The organism is Staphylococcus sp. SM3655 (assembly GCF_016917315.1).
Classification (GTDB): Bacteria; Bacillota; Bacilli; order Staphylococcales; family Staphylococcaceae; genus Staphylococcus; species Staphylococcus aureus.
The window spans coordinates 364,611-382,832 of record NZ_CP070305.1 but is presented as its reverse complement, the minus strand read 5'-3'; the positions used below and the strand labels follow the sequence as shown (position 1 = coordinate 382,832).

The window sequence follows — 18,222 nt, the reverse complement described above, 5'->3', positions numbered from 1 at the left end:
TGGGACAGGTTTAAAAGAAATCCGTCCTAATGATTTATACATAAATAGATGTAGTTGAATCTATATGACTCAAATACTTTGAAGATAAAAAGATAATGACAATGAATGTAAAATGTGATTTTTACAATAATAAAATATAAAAATTCCAACTGAAAATGTAATGGTTTAGAAAGGAAATCTAAATTTTAATAACGATAAATGAAGGATAGATAAACATGAATAACTCAAACCAGTTTGTTAAATTTGTACCTTCATTTATTTGCGTTGAAAATCACGAGTCTGTTTCCATTTTCGAAAAATAGAAACGAGTATTGTAAATAAAAACTCTCATGGATACAAGTCGATTATATAGTTTAAAGATGATGAACCAATTTAGGATGAAAATTTAAATGGATGGATATATTTAGATTTTACTGAATTGTAAAAATAGAATTTCAAGTTATTTGAATGTATTTATAAATATATCGTTATTATTAAAGTAGAGATTAGGGGAGATAACATGACTTTCGAAGAGAAATTAAGTGAAATGTATAACGAGATTGCGAATGAGATTAGTGGGTTGATACCTGTAGAATGGGAAAAGGTATATACAATTGCTTATGTAGATGATGAAGGTGGAGAAGTGTTCTACTATTACACAGAACCTGGAAGTAATGAATTATACTACTATACTAGTGTATTAAATAAATATGATATATCGGAATCAGAATTTATGGACTCAGCGTATGAGTTGTATAAACAATTTCAAAATTTAAGAAATATATTTAAAGAAGAAGGATATGAACCATGGACATCATGCGAATTTGATTTTACAAAAGAAGGTGAATTAAAAGTTTCATTTGATTATATAGATTGGATCAATACAGAGTTTGATCAATTGGGCCGTCAAAATTATTATATGTACAAAAAGTTTGGTGTTTTACCAGAAATGGAATATGAAATGGAAGAAATTAAAGAAATCGAGCAATATATTAAAGAGCAAGATGAAGCTGAACTATAGGGGCGATAATATGATTTTCGAAGAAAAACTAAGTCAAATGTACAACAAGATTGCGAATGAGATTAGTGGAATGATACCAGTAGAGTGGGAAAAAGTATATACAATTGCTTATGTAGATGATGAAGGTGGAGAAGTCGTTTTTAATTATACTAAACCAGGTAGTGATGAATTGAATTATTACACATATATCCCTAGAGAGTATAATGTCTCTGAAAAAGTATTTTATGATTTGTGGACGGATTTATATAGATTGTTTAAGAAGTTAAGAGATTTATTTAAAGAAGATTTAGAACCATGGACATCATGTGAATTTGATTTTACAAGAGATGGTAAATTAAACGTATCTTTTGATTATATTGATTGGATGAATTCAGAATTTGGACCAATGGGAAGAGAAGATTATTACATGTATAAAAAGTTTGGAATTTGGCCTGAAAAAGAATATGCAATAAATAGGGTTAAAAAAATAGAAGATTATGTTAAAGAGCAAGAAGAAGCTGAACTATAGGGGAGATAACATGACTTTCGAAGAAAAACTAAGTGAAATATACAACAAGATTGCGAATGAGATTAGTGGGATGATACCAGTAGAGTGGGAAAAAGTATATACAATTGCTTATGTAGATGATGAAGGTGGAGAGGTCGTTTTTAATTATACTAAACCAGGTAGCGATGAATTGAATTATTACACATATATCCCTAGAGAGTATAATGTCTCTGAAAAAGTATTTTATGATTTGTGGACGGATTTATATAGATTGTTTAAGAAGTTAAGAAATGCATTTAAAGAAGAAGGTCTTGAACCATGGACATCATGTGAATTTGATTTTACAAGAGAGGGTAATTTGAAAGTATCGTTTGATTATATAGATTGGATTAAATTAGGTTTTGGTCCATCAGGAAAGGAAAACTACTATATGTATAAAAAATTTGGAATTTTACCAGAAACGGAATATGAAATTAATAAAGTTAAAGAAGTAGAGAAGTGTATTAAAGAGCAAGAGTAGCAGACATGTTATAGAAGGCTGTGCAATTTTACATTTGATTCAAAGAAGAAGGTAAACGATAAGATTATTTGCAACTTAAAAAGTCTATTAGCTTCTCGGTATCCATACATCATATGTATAAATGAGTTTAACTAATTAATAAATCACGATATAAATTTAAAATTGCCATTAATTGAAAAGGTTATTGTAGTGTATTTTATAAAGTTGATGCACATCGACTTATTTTTTAAAACTTATATCAAAAAAATATGAGAAAAGTATATACTATTAAAATGTTTTTTACTATAATTATAAATAGTTAAATATTTGGGAATTGAATAAATATATAGGAGGCAATTTTTAGAGATACATAGCAATGTAAAGGTATCAAATAGTTATTGCATAATTTATTATGATGACATAATTTTCAGTAGATAGTTGTAAATTAACACTGAAATAGATGTTTATATTAAGAAGACTTTAATATCATAATTAATCAAAATCTTGCGTCAAACATTTAAACGAATTTTAAGTTGATAACAATTGGCAAAACATTGTTCAAACATCACAATGATAAAGCATATTATCAGTATTGTAGTGTGTGGAAAATGACAGCCATCTAAGGAGAAAAATGATGAAAAGAATATTGGTAGTATTTTTAATGTTAGCAATTATATTGGCAGGTTGTTCTAATAAAGGTGAAAAGTATCAAAAAGATATTGATAAAGTGTACAAAGAACAGAATCAAATGAATAAAATTGCCTCGAAAGTACAAAACACTATTAAAACAGACATTAAACAAGAAGACAGTAATACACATGTTTATAAAGATGGTAAAGTCATTATTATTGGTATTCAATTGTATAAAGATCGTGAAAAAATGTATTATTTCGCATATGAAATAAAAGATGGTAAGGCAGAGATCAATAGAGAAATAGACCCAATTAAGTATATGAAAGACCATAAAGCAGATTATGAAGATGAAAATGTAGAAGTGGAAAAAGATTAACGTAGGCTTTCTTTAAAACTTTTAACCAGTTTCAAAAAGTAAATGAGCTTTAGCGACAATAATTTTTAAAATAAACACGATATAAATTTAAACATTTATATATAAGAACACAAACGCAAGTTTGTAAATAATAATAATAATAAAGGAGTAAGACAATGGAAAAATCGATCAAAATAATGACAATAATAGGAATTGTTGTTCAGGGTTTAGCAACGGTATTTAGTTTACTATTGATGGTTTTAGCAGCATCAGGTGTAATGACTACAGATGTGTCAACAACAGTTAATGGTGAGGTTGACCCAGTTGATGCAGAAACAGCAGCAGCAATTTTCACTGTATTATTCTTATCCCTATTCATATTTGGAATCATTTCAATTATTTTAGGTGCAATCGGTATGTTTAAAGCATCTAAAAACAAAAAAATGAGTGGTATATTGTTGATTATTGGAGCTGTAATAAGTGGTAACATAATTACATTTGCTTTATGGTTAATCAGTGGTATTAAACTACTTACTAATAACAAGCCTAAAGATGAAATAAGCGACTTATCATAAACATCGTATATTGAAATTTCAAGATTTCTTAACCGATTAAATAAAGTGCTCTCTTAGAAGTAGATTTTCAGTCAATAACTGCTTTTAAGAGAGCATTTTGTATTTGATAATGCTCATAGCATCGGACAAAAACCATTGACGAACTTAAAAAAATACGTTAGACAATGCACTTCTAAATATTAAAGGCATCGACTAACGCATTGTTCAAATATAGTTAATTATTTTTATAAAATTGATGATGATCATTCAAGTAAGCATAGAATAAACCTATAATGAGTCCGCCTCCAATATAGTTACCGATAAAAGCCGCAGCGATATTCGAAATAGCTGGTATGAAGTGCAATGTATCAACTTGATAAATTAAACCACCCATAAATAAGCAACTGTTGTAAACGACGTGTTCATAACCCATAAAGGCGAATATGGTAACACCGAACATCATGACAAACATTTTTGCGAGTACATCGTCAATTTGCATGGCAATAACTAATGAAATATTGATAAAGAAATTGGCGAATATCGCTTTCATTAATATACTTACAAAACCAGTAGACAACGTTTTATGCTCTATAACTGCTGATAACTGATTTAACATATCTGGCGTCATTACATTTGAAAAACGCATGAAACTAAATAAAATGGCAGCACCTAAAATATTTCCTGCAAAGCACAATAAAAATATTTTCAATACTCTAGTCGGTTTAATTACTTTATAATACAGGCCTACAGTAAAGTACATGAAGTTACTGGTTAGTAGTTCGGAGTTTGTAAATAAAATGAGTACTAACGCAAAGCTGAATGTAATGGCGCTGGCCATATTCACTATACCTGGTGGTAAATCTGGTTCGTGTGTTGCTTTAACTGATAGCACGAAGACCGTAATAATACCGATAATAAATCCTGCCATCATCGCGCGTAATAAATAACGTTTTAAATAAACGCTTTGTAATATATCTTTTGTTCTTATTGTTTCGACTACGTTATTTACCCAGTCGTCCCCATAAAATATTTTATCCCATTTAATATGTTTCTCCTTCACAATGACATCCTCACTTTTCATTTGTTAATCAGAGTATACTATGAATCGTCTTATTTGTGAATAATTTCACAAAAATTAATTTTAAAAACTAATATTTTTGAATAACAGCTAGGATTTTTTAACAAATCATTTATTTTAAAATAATTAATCGTCAGTTAGTATCAATGAATAAATACAGATTTTCATACAAAAAGCCTAGTAACGATGGGTCAATCATTACTAGGCAGTGAGCATTTATTAAGTTGTAGCTTGTTTCGGACGGCGTATAAATACATCGATTATGAAACCGATAATAGCAAAGAGCATGAATGGTACAAGCCAAGCTAAATCGATATCTGCTAAAGGTAACATCATAAACGATTTCAAAATAACACCGTGTAATAAGTTAAAACTATTTAGTATTTGTAAAATTGAAATAATCAATGTAATAACAGTTGCGAGTCGATAGGCCCAACTGAATCTGAATGTGCTAAACATGTTAGCAAATGATATCAGTACAAGTGCAATAGACACGGGATAAATTAAAGTCAATAATGGTACAGCAATTTTTAAAATCATTTCTAAACCAAGTGTTGTAAATAAGAACCCTATGATAGAGAAAATAAGTGCAAATATTTTATAAGAAAACTTAGGTACGTGTTTCTTAGTAAATGTTGCACAAGCGTTGACGAGTCCTATACATGTTGTTAGGCATGCAAGAATAACCGTCATTCCAAATACGAGGTTACCGAACGAACCAAATACTCGTAATGAGTTGTACGTCAATATATCTGTACCATCTTTAAAGTTTCCTGGAGCTGTTGATGCCCCAACGTATGCAAGTGCAAAGTAAATCATTCCAAGTAATATGGCTGCAATAAGACCTGAAAAGCAGACATATTTTAAAATTTTCATGCGATCTGTGAGGCCTTTAAACTTATAGCCATTGACAATGACAACGGAAAAAGCTAACGCAGCAACAAGATCCATTGTAAAATAGCCTTCCAAACTTCCTGAAATGAAAGGATGTGTTATATATTTATCCTTAGGTGCACTTAGTGCAGATTCAGGGTTGAAAATGACAGCAATACTTAATAGAGCGACCATTAATAGTAATAACGGTGTTAATAATTTACCTAAATTATCAACGATTTTCGATGGATTTAAACTAATCCAGTAAACGATGGCAAAAAAGATTGCTGCGAATATAATTAAAGTCCATTGGTTGTGCACAGGTAAAATGTGTCTTGTACCAATTTCGTACGCGACATTTGCAGCACGTGGAATACCGTAAAATGCTCCGATAGACATGTAAATTACGACAGCAAAAATAAATCCGAACCATGGGTGTATACGATTGCCTACACTTTCAACACCTTCATCATAAAATGCAACAACAATAACAGTAATAAAGGGGAGTAATATGCCTGTAAGGGCAAAGCCTAGCATCCCAATCCACATATTTTGACCCGCTATATGGCCAAGCATGGGCGGGAATATTAAATTTCCGGCTCCAAAAAATAGTGAAAATAACATGAGGCCCGAAATAATAACTTGTTTTTTCAATGTAATTTCCTTCCTAAAACTAGATATTCATAATAATTTAAAAAATCTGAAAAATAAAAACGTTCTTACTTTATCTTTAAATGACAATACTATGATTCTATTATTTTATAAAAAAGATTGCAATAATAACGTCTTGCTATTATTGGATAATGACAATTAAAGTGTCGTTTTTATGAATTAAAATAGGTGAAAGTAAGTTGGAAATACGTTGGAGCGTTGTGATTTTTATGAGAAATTGTAAGAGTGAGGACTGCTATTTATAAAAGGTAAACTATGGATGAGTTTATGGTTGTTCCAATAGGTAAATAAGAGATAGCACACTGTACACATAATGATACGTGGATGAGTGAATATGTCTGATAGGAAGGCCTAGTCACTCAAATGAATTTAAGTTTATTACGTGATAAATCACAAATCTCTCTCATGTGATAGGTCTCCCATTAAATCATGCTTATATGAAATGTTCACATATTTGTTAGCTTTTCAAGAAATAATATTAAATATCTTTTCATAGTATAGCAATATTAAATAAATGCATTTATAATTTTAACTGTATTTTAAATATTAATCATGAGGTGATAAGATGAATAAAATTTCAAAGTATATTGCAATAGCATCATTATCGGTAGCGGTTACAGTTTCAGCACCACAAACAACAAATTCTACAGCGTTTGCCAAAAGTTCTGCTGAAGTTCAACAAACGCAACAAGCTTCTATACCAGCATCGCAAAAGGTGAATCTTGGTAATCAAAATATTATGGCAGTGGCTTGGTATCAAAATTCAGCTGAAGCAAAAGCATTATATTTACAAGGTTATAACAGTGCAAAGACACAGTTAGATAAAGAGATTAAAAAGAATAAAGGTAAACATAAGTTAGCTATTGCTTTGGATTTAGATGAAACAGTTTTAGATAATTCTCCATATCAAGGCTATGCATCAATACATAATAAACCTTTCCCAGAAGGTTGGCATGAATGGGTACAAGCTGCTAAAGCTAAACCTGTCTATGGCGCAAAAGAATTCTTGAAATATGCTGACAAAAAAGGTGTCGATATCTACTATATTTCTGATAGAGATAAAGAAAAAGATTTAAAGGCAACACAAAAGAACTTAAAACAACAAGGTATCCCTCAAGCTAAGAAGAGTCATATTTTACTAAAAGGTAAAGATGATAAGAGTAAAGAATCACGCAGACAAATGGTTCAAAAGGATCATAAACTTGTCATGCTATTTGGAGATAATTTATTAGACTTTACAGATCCAAAAGAAGCTACAGCTGAATCTCGTGAAGCATTAATTGAAAAACATAAAGACGATTTCGGTAAGAAATATATCATTTTCCCTAACCCAATGTATGGTAGTTGGGAAGCTACGATTTACAACAATAACTATAAAGCAAGTGACAAAGCAAAAGATAAATTACGTAAAAATGCTATTAAGCAATTCGATCCTAAAACAGGCGAAGTTAAATAATATATGAATTGGACGTCTACATGTACTTAAAGGTATATGTAGGCGTTTTTAAATTGATCCTTAATTTTAAATGTACCGTACAAAAATAATAGACAATTAATTGCATTTTCCATAAATTTGCTTTTAATATAAAAAGTTCGGGTATAATGAAGGATAAGTGTATGTATAACATTACAGAGCGCAACACGACGTACGTGCATCTAAGAATATAAACAATGTTTAAATCATAGTAGTAGGGAGAGAAATGCATGTTTTTAGCTTGGAATGAAATACGGCGCAACAAATTGAAGTTTGGACTAATTATTGGTGTGTTAACGATGATTAGTTACTTGCTATTTTTATTATCTGGATTGGCGAATGGTCTTATCAATATGAATAAAGAAGGCATTGATAAGTGGCAAGCAGATGCCATTGTTCTAAATAAAGATGCCAATCAAACTGTGCAACAATCTGTTTTTAACAAGAAAGATATTGAAAATAAATACAAGAAGCAAGCTACTTTGAAGCAAACAGGGGAAATTGTGTCTAATGGCCATCAAAAAGACAATATTTTAGTGTTCGGTGTTGAAAAGTCATCATTTTTAGTTCCGAGTTTAATAGAAGGGCATAAAGCGACTAAAGATAATGAAGTGTTAGCTGATGAAACACTTAAAAATAAAGGATTTAAAATTGGCGACACATTATCACTATCTCAATCAGATGAAAAATTGCATATCGTAGGTTTTACAGAAAGTGCAAAATATAATGCGTCACCAGTCATTTTCACGAATGACGCTACCATTGCCAAGATCAATCCTAGATTGACTGGAGATAAAATTAATGCAGTTGTTGTACGTGATTCAAATTGGAAAGACAAAAAATTAAACCAAGAGCTTGAAGCGGTAAGTATTAATGACTTTATTGAAAATTTACCAGGTTATAAACCGCAGAACTTAACATTAAACTTTATGATTTCATTCTTATTTGTCATTTCAGCTACAGTTATAGGCATTTTCTTATATGTCATGACATTACAAAAAACAAGTTTATTTGGCATATTAAAGGCTCAAGGATTTACGAATGGCTATTTAGCGAACGTAGTTATTTCGCAGACGCTCATATTAGCATTATTTGGTACGGCATTTGGCTTACTGTTAACAGGCGTTACAGGTGCATTTTTACCTGATGCAGTACCTGTCAAATTCGATGTACTAACATTGCTCGTATTTGCAATTGTGTTAATGATTGTCTCTGTATTAGGAAGTTTATTCTCCATTTTAACAATTAGAAAAATAGATCCGTTAAAGGCGATCGGGTAGGAGGTGTAGCAAATGTTGAAATTTGAAAATGTAACAAAGTCATTTAAAGATGGGAATCGTAACATTGAAGCGGTTAAAGATACAAATTTTGAGATAAATAAAGGTGATATTATAGCATTGGTTGGACCTTCTGGCTCTGGTAAAAGTACATTTCTAACTATGGCAGGTGCTTTACAAACACCGACATCTGGGCACATTTTAATCAATAACCAAGATATTACGACAATGAAGCAAAAAGCATTGGCAAAAGTTAGAATGTCTGAAATAGGTTTTATTTTACAAGCTACAAACCTTGTACCATTTTTAACGGTAAAGCAACAATTTACATTATTGAAAAAGAAAAATAAGAATGTTATGTCTAATGAAGACTATCAGCAACTTATGTCACAATTAGGTCTAACATCATTGCTTAATAAGTTACCTTCAGAAATTTCAGGTGGTCAGAAACAACGTGTGGCGATAGCCAAAGCGTTGTATACGAATCCGTCGATTATTTTAGCGGATGAACCTACCGCGGCGTTAGATACTGAAAATGCGATTGAAGTTATTAAAATTCTACGTGATCAAGCCAAAAAAAGAAAGAAAGCATGTATTATTGTTACACATGATGAACGACTTAAAGCATATTGTGATCGTTCATATCATATGAAAGATGGCGTCCTTAATCTTGAAAATGAAACAGTAGAATAGTTTTATTAAGCCGGTACATCATGTGCCGGTATTTTTATGTTTATGTATTATTTGAATAAACTTTCACATTCAATTAATAATAATTATTATCGGAAATTAGAAATATTCCGTGAAATATAATATTTTTTGTAGTAAAATGGCCTCTAAGTATTCAATATTTAAATATGGGGATTGAATATAAAATTATCGTAATGGGGGTCAATGGTTATGGATTTATTGATAGGTACTTTATTTTTATTTTTGGTCTTAGTGATTTTTACATTATTTACATATAAAGCGCCTAATGGTATGCGTGCCATGGGAGCATTAGCTAATGCAGCAATCGCAACATTTTTAGTAGAAGCATTTAATAAATATGTTGGTGGCGAAGTATTCGGTATTAAATTTTTAGAAGAGCTAGGAGACGCTGCGGGAGGTCTAGGTGGTGTCGCTGCCGCTGGATTAACAGCATTAGCTATCGGTGTGTCACCAGTATATGCATTAGTTATAGCAGCCGCGTGCGGTGGTATGGATTTATTACCAGGTTTCTTTGCGGGTTATATGATTGGATATGTGATGAAATATACAGAGAAATATGTGCCGGATGGTGTCGACTTAATTGGATCGATTGTCATCTTAGCACCATTAGCTCGTCTTATTGCAGTATTATTAACGCCAGTAGTGAATAGTACATTGATTCGAATTGGTGATATTATCCAAAGTAGTACGAATACGAATCCAATTATCATGGGTATCATTTTAGGTGGTATTATCACGGTTGTCGGCACAGCGCCATTGAGTTCAATGGCATTGACAGCATTATTAGGTTTAACGGGTGTACCTATGGCTATTGGTGCCATGGCAGCATTTAGTTCGGCATTTATGAATGGGACGCTATTCCATCGCTTAAAATTAGGTGATCGTAAGTCTACGATTGCAGTAAGTATTGAACCTTTATCACAAGCAGATATTGTATCAGCCAATCCAATTCCAATCTATATTACAAATTTCTTTGGTGGTGCGATTGCTGGTTTAATTATTGCTATGTCAGGTTTAATTAACGATGCGACAGGTACAGCTACACCGATTGCAGGATTTTTAGTTATGTTTGGATTTAATCATCCAATGACTATTGTAATTTATGGTGTAGTAATGGCGATTGTAGGTGCGCTTGCAGGTTATCTTGGTTCAATTGTATTTAAAAAATATCCAATTGTTACTAAGCAAGACATGATTAATCGAGGTGCAGTAGACGCATAGCATCATCATATTGAATAGTAAAAACAAATAAAACATAGTAACGTGATTCAGTCGATGTAAAAATCGATAATGAGTCACGTTTTTTTTATAGAAAAGTATAAGACATAAAAATGTCATAATTTATAGTCGACAAATATCATACTGTATAAACATATATCATTTTCTCAAGTGCCTTTTACGCGATGGAATGAACTTACTTTTTACGAAATTATGCGTATTTTATAAACAAATATCATTGATATAACGGTAAATGTAAGCGTTTACAACTGAAATAACTGCATGCTACGATATTTTTGTAAATTCACTGATTCAAGTATTTTAAGTCAATATGAGGAGGGATGTTATGAGCGATTCTGAGAAAGAAATTTTAAAAAGAATTAAAGATAATCCGTTTATTTCACAACGTGAACTTGCTGAGGCAATTGGATTATCTAGACCCAGCGTAGCAAACATTATTTCAGGATTAATACAAAAGGAATATGTTATGGGAAAGGCATATGTTTTAAATGAAGATTATCCTATTGTTTGTATTGGCGCAGCGAATGTAGATCGTAAGTTTTATGTGCATAAAGATTTAGTTGCAGAAACATCAAATCCTGTAACGTCAACACGCTCTATTGGTGGCGTAGCAAGAAATATTGCTGAGAACTTAGGTAGGCTTGGCGAAACGGTCGCTTTTTTATCTGCTAGTGGACAAGATAGTGAATGGGAAATGATTAAACGATTGTCCACACCATTTATGAATTTGGATCATGTTCAACAATTTGAAAATGCGAGTACAGGTTCATATACAGCTTTAATTAGTAAAGAAGGCGACATGACATATGGCTTAGCAGATATGGAAGTGTTTGACTACATTACGCCTGAATTTTTAATTAAGCGTTCACACTTATTGAAAAAGGCTAAGTGCATTATTGTCGATTTGAATTTAGGCAAAGAGGCATTAAACTTCTTATGTGCCTATACCACGAAACATCAAATCAAATTAGTTATCACCACGGTTTCTTCCCCAAAAATGAAAAATATGCCTGATTCATTACATGCTATTGATTGGATTATCACGAATAAAGATGAAACAGAAACATACTTAAATTTAAAAATAGAATCTACTGATGATTTAAAAATAGCTGCTAAACGCTGGAATGATTTAGGTGTTAAAAATGTTATTGTGACAAATGGCGTGAAAGAACTCATTTATCGAAGTGGTGAGGAAGAAATCATCAAGTCAGTTATGCCATCAAATAGTGTGAAAGATGTTACAGGTGCAGGTGATTCATTCTGTGCTGCAGTAGTGTATAGCTGGTTAAATGGGATGTCTACTGAAGATATATTAATTGCTGGTATGGTTAACGCAAAGAAAACGATAGAAACGAAATATACAGTTAGGCAAAACCTAGATCAGCAGCAACTTTATCACGATATGGAGGATTATAAAAATGGCAAATTTACAAAAGTATATTGAGTATTCTCGAGAAGTTCAGCAAGCACTGGAGAACAATCAACCGATTGTAGCATTAGAATCAACAATTATATCGCATGGTATGCCGTACCCACAAAATGTTGAAATGGCAACAACAGTAGAGCAAATTATCAGGAATAATGGTGCCATTCCAGCAACCATAGCCATTATAGAGGGCAAAATTAAAATTGGTTTAGAAAGTGAAGATTTAGAAATACTTGCAACTAGTAAAGACGTTGCTAAAGTATCTAGAAGGGATTTAGCAGAAGTTGTTGCGATGAAGTGTGTTGGTGCTACTACTGTAGCGACGACGATGATATGTGCTGCAATGGCTGGTATTCAATTTTTTGTTACAGGAGGTATTGGGGGCGTCCATAAAGGTGCAGAACATACGATGGACATTTCAGCAGACTTAGAAGAACTGTCTAAAACAAATGTCACTGTTATCTGTGCAGGTGCCAAATCAATTTTAGACTTACCTAAGACGATGGAGTATTTAGAAACAAAAGGCGTTCCAGTTATTGGATATCAAACGAATGAATTGCCAGCATTCTTCACTCGCGAAAGCGGTGTTAAGTTAACAAGTTCGATTGAAACGCCAGAACGACTTGCTGACATTCATTTAACAAAACAGCAGTTAAATCTTGAAGGTGGCATTGTTGTTGCTAATCCAATTCCATATGAGCATGCCTTATCAAAAGCATATATTGAGGCAATCATAAATGAAGCTGTTGTTGAAGCGGAAAATCAAGGTATTAAAGGTAAGGACGCCACACCGTTCTTGTTAGGGAAAATTGTAGAAAAAACGAATGGTAAAAGTTTAGCAGCAAATATAAAACTTGTTGAAAACAATGCGGCGTTGGGTGCTAAAATTGCTGTCGCTGTTAATAAATTATTGTAGGTGATGATACATGAATATTTTATTCGCTATCACAGGGATAGCATTTGCACTATTTGTTGCGTTTTTATTCAGTTTTGATCGTAAAAACATAGACTTCAAAAAGACGTTAATAATGATATTTATTCAAGTGTTGATTGTGTTATTTATGATGAACACAACGATTGGTTTAACAATCTTAACTGCATTAGGCTCATTTTTTGAAGGGTTAATAAATGTTAGTAAAGCAGGTATAAACTTTGTTTTTGGAGATATACAAAATAAAAATGGCTTTACGTTCTTTTTAAATGTGTTGCTGCCATTAGTGTTCATTTCTGTATTAATAGGCATTTTTAATTATATTAAGGTATTACCATTTATTATCAAATATGTAGGTATCGCTATTAATAAAATAACGAGAATGGGGCGCTTAGAAAGTTACTTTGCTATTTCAACAGCAATGTTTGGACAACCAGAAGTATATTTAACAATAAAAGATATTATTCCAAGATTATCTAGAGCGAAATTATATACAATTGCGACGTCTGGTATGAGTGCTGTTAGTATGGCAATGTTGGGTTCATATATGCAGATGATTGAGCCCAAGTTCGTAGTTACAGCTGTAATGTTAAATATTTTTAGTGCGCTTATCATCGCCAGTGTAATCAATCCCTATAAATCTGATGATAGTGATGTTGAAATTGATAACTTAACTAAATCAACGGAAACGAAATCAGTGAATGGAAAAACAGGAAAACCTAAGAAAGTTGCCTTTTTCCAAATGATTGGTGATAGTGCGATGGATGGGTTTAAAATCGCTGTTGTAGTAGCCGTGATGTTGTTAGCGTTTATTTCATTAATGGAAGCAATCAATATCATTTTTGGTAGTGTTGGTTTGAATTTTAAACAGCTTATTGGCTATGTGTTTGCACCAATCGCATTCTTAATGGGGATTCCATGGAGCGAAGCTGTTCCAGCTGGCTCTTTAATGGCGACCAAATTAATTACAAATGAGTTTGTAGCAATGCTTGATTTTAAAAATGTCCTGGGTGATGTATCAGCTCGTACACAAGGTATCATTTCAGTTTACTTAGTAAGCTTCGCTAATTTTGGTACGGTTGGTATCATCGTAGGTTCAATTAAAGGCATTAGTGATAAACAAGGAGAAAAAGTTGCATCCTTTGCAATGAGGCTGTTACTTGGTTCAACTCTAGCTTCAATCATTTCAGGATCAATCATTGGCTTAGTATTGTAAATTAATCGAAGCACCTAAATTAAATTCATGGCAAAGCTAAACCCCGTCACCAAGTTGGCGCAACAGCGCATCATAACTTAGTGACGGGGTTTTATCATAACAATCTACTTTTTCGTAGCCGTTTTTGAAATGTATGTTGATGGTTTATCTTTTTCAAAAATTGTTAATCCCGTTATATCTTTTTTATGTTTTGAAGGGACAATGAAGCTAAGTATATAAGCAAAGACAAAAGCAACTGTAAATGAAATGGTAGATACATAGAAAGGTGAGTTACCTTTGCCAACACCATTATAGACATAAGCAAAGATGATACCCAATATTAATCCACAAATAACACCGAATGTATTCGTACGTTTAGTGAAAATACCAACTGCAAATACACCAGCTAATGGAACACCGAATAATCCAGTTACAAACAAGAATAAATCCCATAAGTCATTTGAATTAGAAGCAATTAAGTATAGTGACATTCCAAAACCGAAAATACCTGCAATGATGATGACCAAACGAGCAAAGTTAACTTCGTGTCGCTCGCTACCTTTTCCGAAGAAGCGTTGCTTAATGTCGATTGAAATACAAGCAGATATAGAATTTAAACTAGATGAAATGGTAGACTGTGCAGCGGCGAAAATGGCTGCAATAAGTAATCCTGCAACAAATGGTGGCATCTCAGTCAAAATGAAATATGGCACTACAGATGATGTATTGAAGCCTTTTGGTAAAACAGCTTCATGTGCATAAAATGAATACAACATTGTACCCATACCATAAAATAAGGGTGCTGAAATTAAAGCTAGGATACCATTTGTCCATAACGATTTATTTGTTTCTTTTAAACTATCAGAAGCTTGATAACGCTGCACGACGTCTTGACTCGCTGTGTATTGATACAAGTTGTTGAAAATATTTCCTAGGAAAATAATTGGAATGGCAGCTGCCGCAGTATTTAGTTTCCAATTGTCTGCACTAATTAATTTTTTGTGCTCAATCGCATCTGCAAAGACAGTGCCAAAACCGCCTTTAATGTTCATAACACCTAGAATAATGATAACTAAAGCGCCGCCTAATAAAATGACGCCTTGAATGAAATCACTCCAAACCACACCTTCGAATCCACCTAAAAATGTATATAAAATACATAGTAAACCAACGAGTGATGCAACGATATAAGGGTTCATGTCTGATACAGATGTGATTGCTAATGTTGGTAAGTAGATAACGATTGCAACACGCCCTAAATGGTAAACGACAAATAATAATGAGCCAATGACACGTATGCTAGGGCCAAATCTAGCTTCTAAATATTCATATGCTGATGTTACCTTTAACTTTTTAAAGAAAGGGACATAGAAATAAATAAGTAATGGAATAATTGCGACGATAGCAATGTTACCAGCGATATATGACCAATCTGTTAAAAATGCTTTCTCTGGTGTCGACATAAATGTAATCGCACTTAACGTAGTAGCATAAATTGAAAAGCCAACTACCCAAGATGGCAAGCGACCACTTGCGGTAAAGAAACTATTGGTACTTTGGCTCGCGCGCTTGGTAAAATAAACGCCAATGAACAACATAGCTAGTAGATAAATGATAACGGCAACCCAGTTTAGTGTGCCAAATCCAACTTCTTTCATGGGCAACATCCCCTTTACAATGTATTGATTCTTTGATGTCTATAAATCGTATTTTGCAATGAGTTGATCTAATGTTTGTCGATGTGCTTCGTTAAAAGGTTTGAAAGGTCTTTTCGGTAATCCTGCATCAATGCCACGATGACGTAATATTTCTTTCAATGTTGGATAAATCCCCATTGATAACACTGTTTCGATGATGTCGTTTGAATCATGTTGTAGTTGGTAAGCTTCTTGAATTTGACCTTGTCGTGCTAAGTCGAAGATTTTTCTAGCGCGGCGACCATTAACGTTATATGTAGAACCAATTGCACCGTCTACGCCAGAAATCGTAGCTTGAACTAACATTTCATCAAAGCCAGATAAGATTAATTTGTCTGGGAATGCTTTTCTAATACGTTCGAGTAGGAAGAAGTTTGGCGCTGTATATTTAACACCAACAATTTTTTCGTGATTAAATAGCTCGCTGAATTGTTCAATAGAAATATTCACACCTGTTAAATCTGGTATTGCATAAATAATCATATTGTTCTGTGTTGCTTCGATAATATCGAAATAGTAATCTCTAATTTCTTCAAAAGTAAATGGATAGTAGAATGGTGTTACGGCAGAAAGTGCATCATAACCGAGTTCTGTGGCATATTTTCCGAGTTCAATGGCTTCATTTAAATCTAACGAACCTACTTGAGCAATCAATTTCACTTTATCCCCAACTGCCTCTTTGGCAACTTTGAAAACTTGCTTCTTCTGCTCTGTATTTAATAAAAAGTTTTCGCCTGAGCTACCATTTACATAAAGACCGTCTAATTCTTCAGTTTCAATGGCATTTTGAGCAATTTGTTTGAGTCCTTGTTCATTTACTTGACCATTTTCATCAAAAGGAACGAGTAACGCTGCATATAAACCTTTTAAATCTTTGTTCATTATGAAGTCCCTCCAAAAATCATTTGATAATATAGTTTACAGCTATAATTGTAAACGCTATCATAAAATGTAACAATATCTTTTTGAAAATTGTAGTCATATTTATGTATAATTAATGAAAATGTTTTTCAAAATCAATAGAAATGGAGTGAGTAAGGTGTATTACATCGCAATCGATATTGGAGGCACTCAAATTAAATCGGCAGTTATTGATAAGCAATTGAATATGTTTGACTATCAACAAATACCAACGCCGGACAACAAAAGTGAGCTTATTACTGACAAAGTATATGAGATTGTAACAGGATATATGAAGCAATATCAGTTGATCCAACCTGTCATAGGTATTTCATCAGCAGGCGTTGTTGATGAACAAAAAGGCGAAATTGTATACGCAGGGCCAACCATTCCGAATTATAAAGGTACTAATTTTAAGCGATTATTAAAATCACTGTCTCCTTATGTCAAAGTAAAAAATGATGTAAACGCTGCATTACTAGGCGAATTGAAATTACATCAATATCAAGCAGAACGGATCTTTTGTATGACGCTTGGTACAGGCATTGGGGGTGCGTACAAAAATAATCAAGGTCATATTGATAATGGTGAACTTCATAAGGCAAATGAAGTTGGGTATTTATTGTATCGTCCAACTGAAAATACAACGTTTGAGCAACGTGCTGCAACGAGTGCATTGAAAAAGCGCATGATTGACGGAGGATTTACGAGAAGCACACATGTGCCAGTATTGTTTGAAGCAGCTGAAGAAGGTGATGATATTGCAAAACAAATATTGAATGAGTGGGCAGAAGATGTAGCAGAAGGGATTGCCCAAATACAAGTCATGTATGATCCAGGGCTTATATTAATTGGTGGCGGTATATCTGAACAAGGAGACAATCTCATTAAATATATCGAGCCGAAAGTTGCACACTATTTACCAAAAGACTATGTTTATGCACCAATACAAACGACTAAGAGTAAAAATGATGCAGCATTGTATGGCTGTTTGCAATGATGGTTGAAAGAAGGAGTCATTCTAAAATAGAATTTGAAACCGTTACGAGAGATGAGAGCTGTTGTTAGTTCCACACATCACACTCTATCTAGGACCAATCTAAACTATATCAACCAACAGTGTGCCACGGACATATTAAATTGAAGAAGCTGAGATATTAAAATTTTAGAAAATGTAAAAAAATATTTGGTATTGAAATTAAAAAAGCACCTAGCAACTCG

18 protein-coding genes are annotated in these 18,222 nt (G+C 32.8%); 13 read left to right on the top strand and 5 right to left on the bottom strand.

The annotated features are described in order from the left end of the window. Positions 1–499 precede the first annotated feature (499 nt). From JQN76_RS01985 to JQN76_RS01965, 5 genes are all read left to right on the top strand, one after another. Positions 500–1,000 (top strand): TIGR01741 family protein, encoded by a 501-nt coding sequence (locus tag JQN76_RS01985; RefSeq protein ID WP_001836703.1) that lies wholly within the window; start codon positions 500–502, stop codon positions 998–1,000. A 10-nt stretch (positions 1,001–1,010) separates the two neighbouring features. Beyond that, a complete protein-coding gene (locus tag JQN76_RS01980) occupies positions 1,011–1,508 on the top strand; it encodes a TIGR01741 family protein (protein WP_000575680.1) in 498 nt (165 codons plus the stop codon). Between the two features lie 10 nt (positions 1,509–1,518). Continuing rightward, complete coding sequence (locus JQN76_RS01975; protein ID WP_000141986.1) at positions 1,519–2,007, top strand: TIGR01741 family protein; 489 nt, start codon at positions 1,519–1,521, stop codon at positions 2,005–2,007. Between the two features lie 613 nt (positions 2,008–2,620). Continuing rightward, positions 2,621–2,995, top strand: a complete 375-nt coding sequence (locus JQN76_RS01970) for a DUF4467 domain-containing protein (protein WP_000822160.1) — start codon at positions 2,621–2,623, stop codon at positions 2,993–2,995. 155 nt (positions 2,996–3,150) lie between these two features. Further along, entirely contained in the window at positions 3,151–3,549 is a 399-nt protein-coding gene (locus JQN76_RS01965; RefSeq protein WP_000415675.1) for a DUF4064 domain-containing protein, read from the top strand. Positions 3,550–3,763: 214 nt separating this feature from the next. Here the strand turns inward: JQN76_RS01965 and JQN76_RS01960 are convergent, their stop codons facing one another. Together JQN76_RS01960 and brnQ2 are read right to left on the bottom strand one after the other, a co-directional pair. After that, complete coding sequence (locus tag JQN76_RS01960; RefSeq protein ID WP_000659770.1) at positions 3,764–4,588, bottom strand: formate/nitrite transporter family protein; 825 nt, start codon at positions 4,586–4,588, stop codon at positions 3,764–3,766. Between the two features lie 237 nt (positions 4,589–4,825). Further along, a complete protein-coding gene (gene brnQ2 / locus JQN76_RS01955; RefSeq protein WP_001836652.1) occupies positions 4,826–6,133 on the bottom strand; it encodes a branched-chain amino acid transport system II carrier protein BrnQ2 in 1,308 nt (435 codons plus the stop codon). Positions 6,134–6,716: 583 nt separating this feature from the next. Between brnQ2 and JQN76_RS01950 the strand changes: the two genes are divergently transcribed. The 3 genes from JQN76_RS01950 (at position 6,717) to JQN76_RS01940 (ending at position 9,595) form a co-directional block, all read left to right on the top strand. Continuing rightward, positions 6,717–7,607 (top strand): 5'-nucleotidase, lipoprotein e(P4) family, encoded by an 891-nt coding sequence (locus JQN76_RS01950; RefSeq protein ID WP_001033882.1) that lies wholly within the window; start codon positions 6,717–6,719, stop codon positions 7,605–7,607. A gap of 248 nt (positions 7,608–7,855) precedes the next feature. Next, positions 7,856–8,905, top strand: coding sequence for an ABC transporter permease (locus tag JQN76_RS01945; protein ID WP_000477926.1), 1,050 nt, complete (start codon positions 7,856–7,858; stop codon positions 8,903–8,905). Positions 8,906–8,917: 12 nt separating this feature from the next. Continuing rightward, positions 8,918–9,595 (top strand): ABC transporter ATP-binding protein, encoded by a 678-nt coding sequence (locus JQN76_RS01940; RefSeq protein ID WP_000911017.1) that lies wholly within the window; start codon positions 8,918–8,920, stop codon positions 9,593–9,595. A gap of 158 nt (positions 9,596–9,753) precedes the next feature. Here JQN76_RS01940 and JQN76_RS14125 read toward each other — a convergent pair whose 3' ends face one another. Further along, positions 9,754–9,894, bottom strand: coding sequence for a hypothetical protein (locus JQN76_RS14125; protein ID WP_011446983.1), 141 nt, complete (start codon positions 9,892–9,894; stop codon positions 9,754–9,756). Between JQN76_RS14125 and JQN76_RS01935 the strand changes: the two genes are divergently transcribed. The 4 genes from JQN76_RS01935 to JQN76_RS01920 all read left to right on the top strand — a co-directional run bounded on the left by JQN76_RS01935 (position 9,845) and on the right by JQN76_RS01920 (position 14,425). Further along, the gene (locus JQN76_RS01935; protein ID WP_001822575.1) at positions 9,845–10,834 is read left to right on the top strand and encodes a PTS sugar transporter subunit IIC; all 990 of its coding nucleotides are present in this window, start codon (positions 9,845–9,847) and stop codon (positions 10,832–10,834) included. The two genes, JQN76_RS14125 and JQN76_RS01935, sit on opposite strands and share 50 nt — an antisense overlap. 343 nt (positions 10,835–11,177) lie before the next feature. Next, entirely contained in the window at positions 11,178–12,296 is a 1,119-nt protein-coding gene (locus JQN76_RS01930) for a carbohydrate kinase (RefSeq protein WP_001283968.1), read from the top strand. Beyond that, complete coding sequence (locus JQN76_RS01925; RefSeq protein WP_000002057.1) at positions 12,271–13,194, top strand: pseudouridine-5'-phosphate glycosidase; 924 nt, start codon at positions 12,271–12,273, stop codon at positions 13,192–13,194. Before JQN76_RS01930 ends, JQN76_RS01925 begins: the two co-directional genes overlap by 26 nt. A gap of 10 nt (positions 13,195–13,204) precedes the next feature. Then, complete coding sequence (locus tag JQN76_RS01920; protein ID WP_001022969.1) at positions 13,205–14,425, top strand: NupC/NupG family nucleoside CNT transporter; 1,221 nt, start codon at positions 13,205–13,207, stop codon at positions 14,423–14,425. A 104-nt stretch (positions 14,426–14,529) separates the two neighbouring features. Here JQN76_RS01920 and JQN76_RS01915 read toward each other — a convergent pair whose 3' ends face one another. Together JQN76_RS01915 and JQN76_RS01910 are read right to left on the bottom strand one after the other, a co-directional pair. Beyond that, positions 14,530–16,062, bottom strand: a complete 1,533-nt coding sequence (locus tag JQN76_RS01915; protein ID WP_000665722.1) for a sodium:solute symporter family protein — start codon at positions 16,060–16,062, stop codon at positions 14,530–14,532. A 39-nt stretch (positions 16,063–16,101) separates the two neighbouring features. Then, positions 16,102–16,983, bottom strand: coding sequence for an N-acetylneuraminate lyase (locus JQN76_RS01910; RefSeq protein WP_001030738.1), 882 nt, complete (start codon positions 16,981–16,983; stop codon positions 16,102–16,104). A 157-nt stretch (positions 16,984–17,140) separates the two neighbouring features. Between JQN76_RS01910 and JQN76_RS01905 the strand changes: the two genes are divergently transcribed. After that, a complete protein-coding gene (locus tag JQN76_RS01905) occupies positions 17,141–18,001 on the top strand; it encodes an ROK family protein (protein WP_000291439.1) in 861 nt (286 codons plus the stop codon). Positions 18,002–18,222 lie beyond the last annotated feature (221 nt).

Coding starts and splice junctions, on each gene's coding strand:
- JQN76_RS01920 (WP_001022969.1), top strand. CDS start 13,205: ATGAATATTTTATTCGCTATCACAGGGATAGCATTTGCACTATTTGTT.
- JQN76_RS01985 (WP_001836703.1), top strand. CDS start 500: ATGACTTTCGAAGAGAAATTAAGTGAAATGTATAACGAGATTGCGAAT.
- JQN76_RS01925 (WP_000002057.1), top strand. CDS start 12,271: ATGGCAAATTTACAAAAGTATATTGAGTATTCTCGAGAAGTTCAGCAA.
- JQN76_RS01910 (WP_001030738.1), bottom strand. CDS start 16,983: ATGAACAAAGATTTAAAAGGTTTATATGCAGCGTTACTCGTTCCTTTT.
- JQN76_RS01940 (WP_000911017.1), top strand. CDS start 8,918: ATGTTGAAATTTGAAAATGTAACAAAGTCATTTAAAGATGGGAATCGT.
- JQN76_RS01950 (WP_001033882.1), top strand. CDS start 6,717: ATGAATAAAATTTCAAAGTATATTGCAATAGCATCATTATCGGTAGCG.
- JQN76_RS01930 (WP_001283968.1), top strand. CDS start 11,178: ATGAGCGATTCTGAGAAAGAAATTTTAAAAAGAATTAAAGATAATCCG.
- JQN76_RS01915 (WP_000665722.1), bottom strand. CDS start 16,062: ATGAAAGAAGTTGGATTTGGCACACTAAACTGGGTTGCCGTTATCATT.
- JQN76_RS01980 (WP_000575680.1), top strand. CDS start 1,011: ATGATTTTCGAAGAAAAACTAAGTCAAATGTACAACAAGATTGCGAAT.
- JQN76_RS01945 (WP_000477926.1), top strand. CDS start 7,856: ATGTTTTTAGCTTGGAATGAAATACGGCGCAACAAATTGAAGTTTGGA.
- JQN76_RS01970 (WP_000822160.1), top strand. CDS start 2,621: ATGAAAAGAATATTGGTAGTATTTTTAATGTTAGCAATTATATTGGCA.
- JQN76_RS14125 (WP_011446983.1), bottom strand. CDS start 9,894: ATGGCACGCATACCATTAGGCGCTTTATATGTAAATAATGTAAAAATC.
- JQN76_RS01965 (WP_000415675.1), top strand. CDS start 3,151: ATGGAAAAATCGATCAAAATAATGACAATAATAGGAATTGTTGTTCAG.
- JQN76_RS01975 (WP_000141986.1), top strand. CDS start 1,519: ATGACTTTCGAAGAAAAACTAAGTGAAATATACAACAAGATTGCGAAT.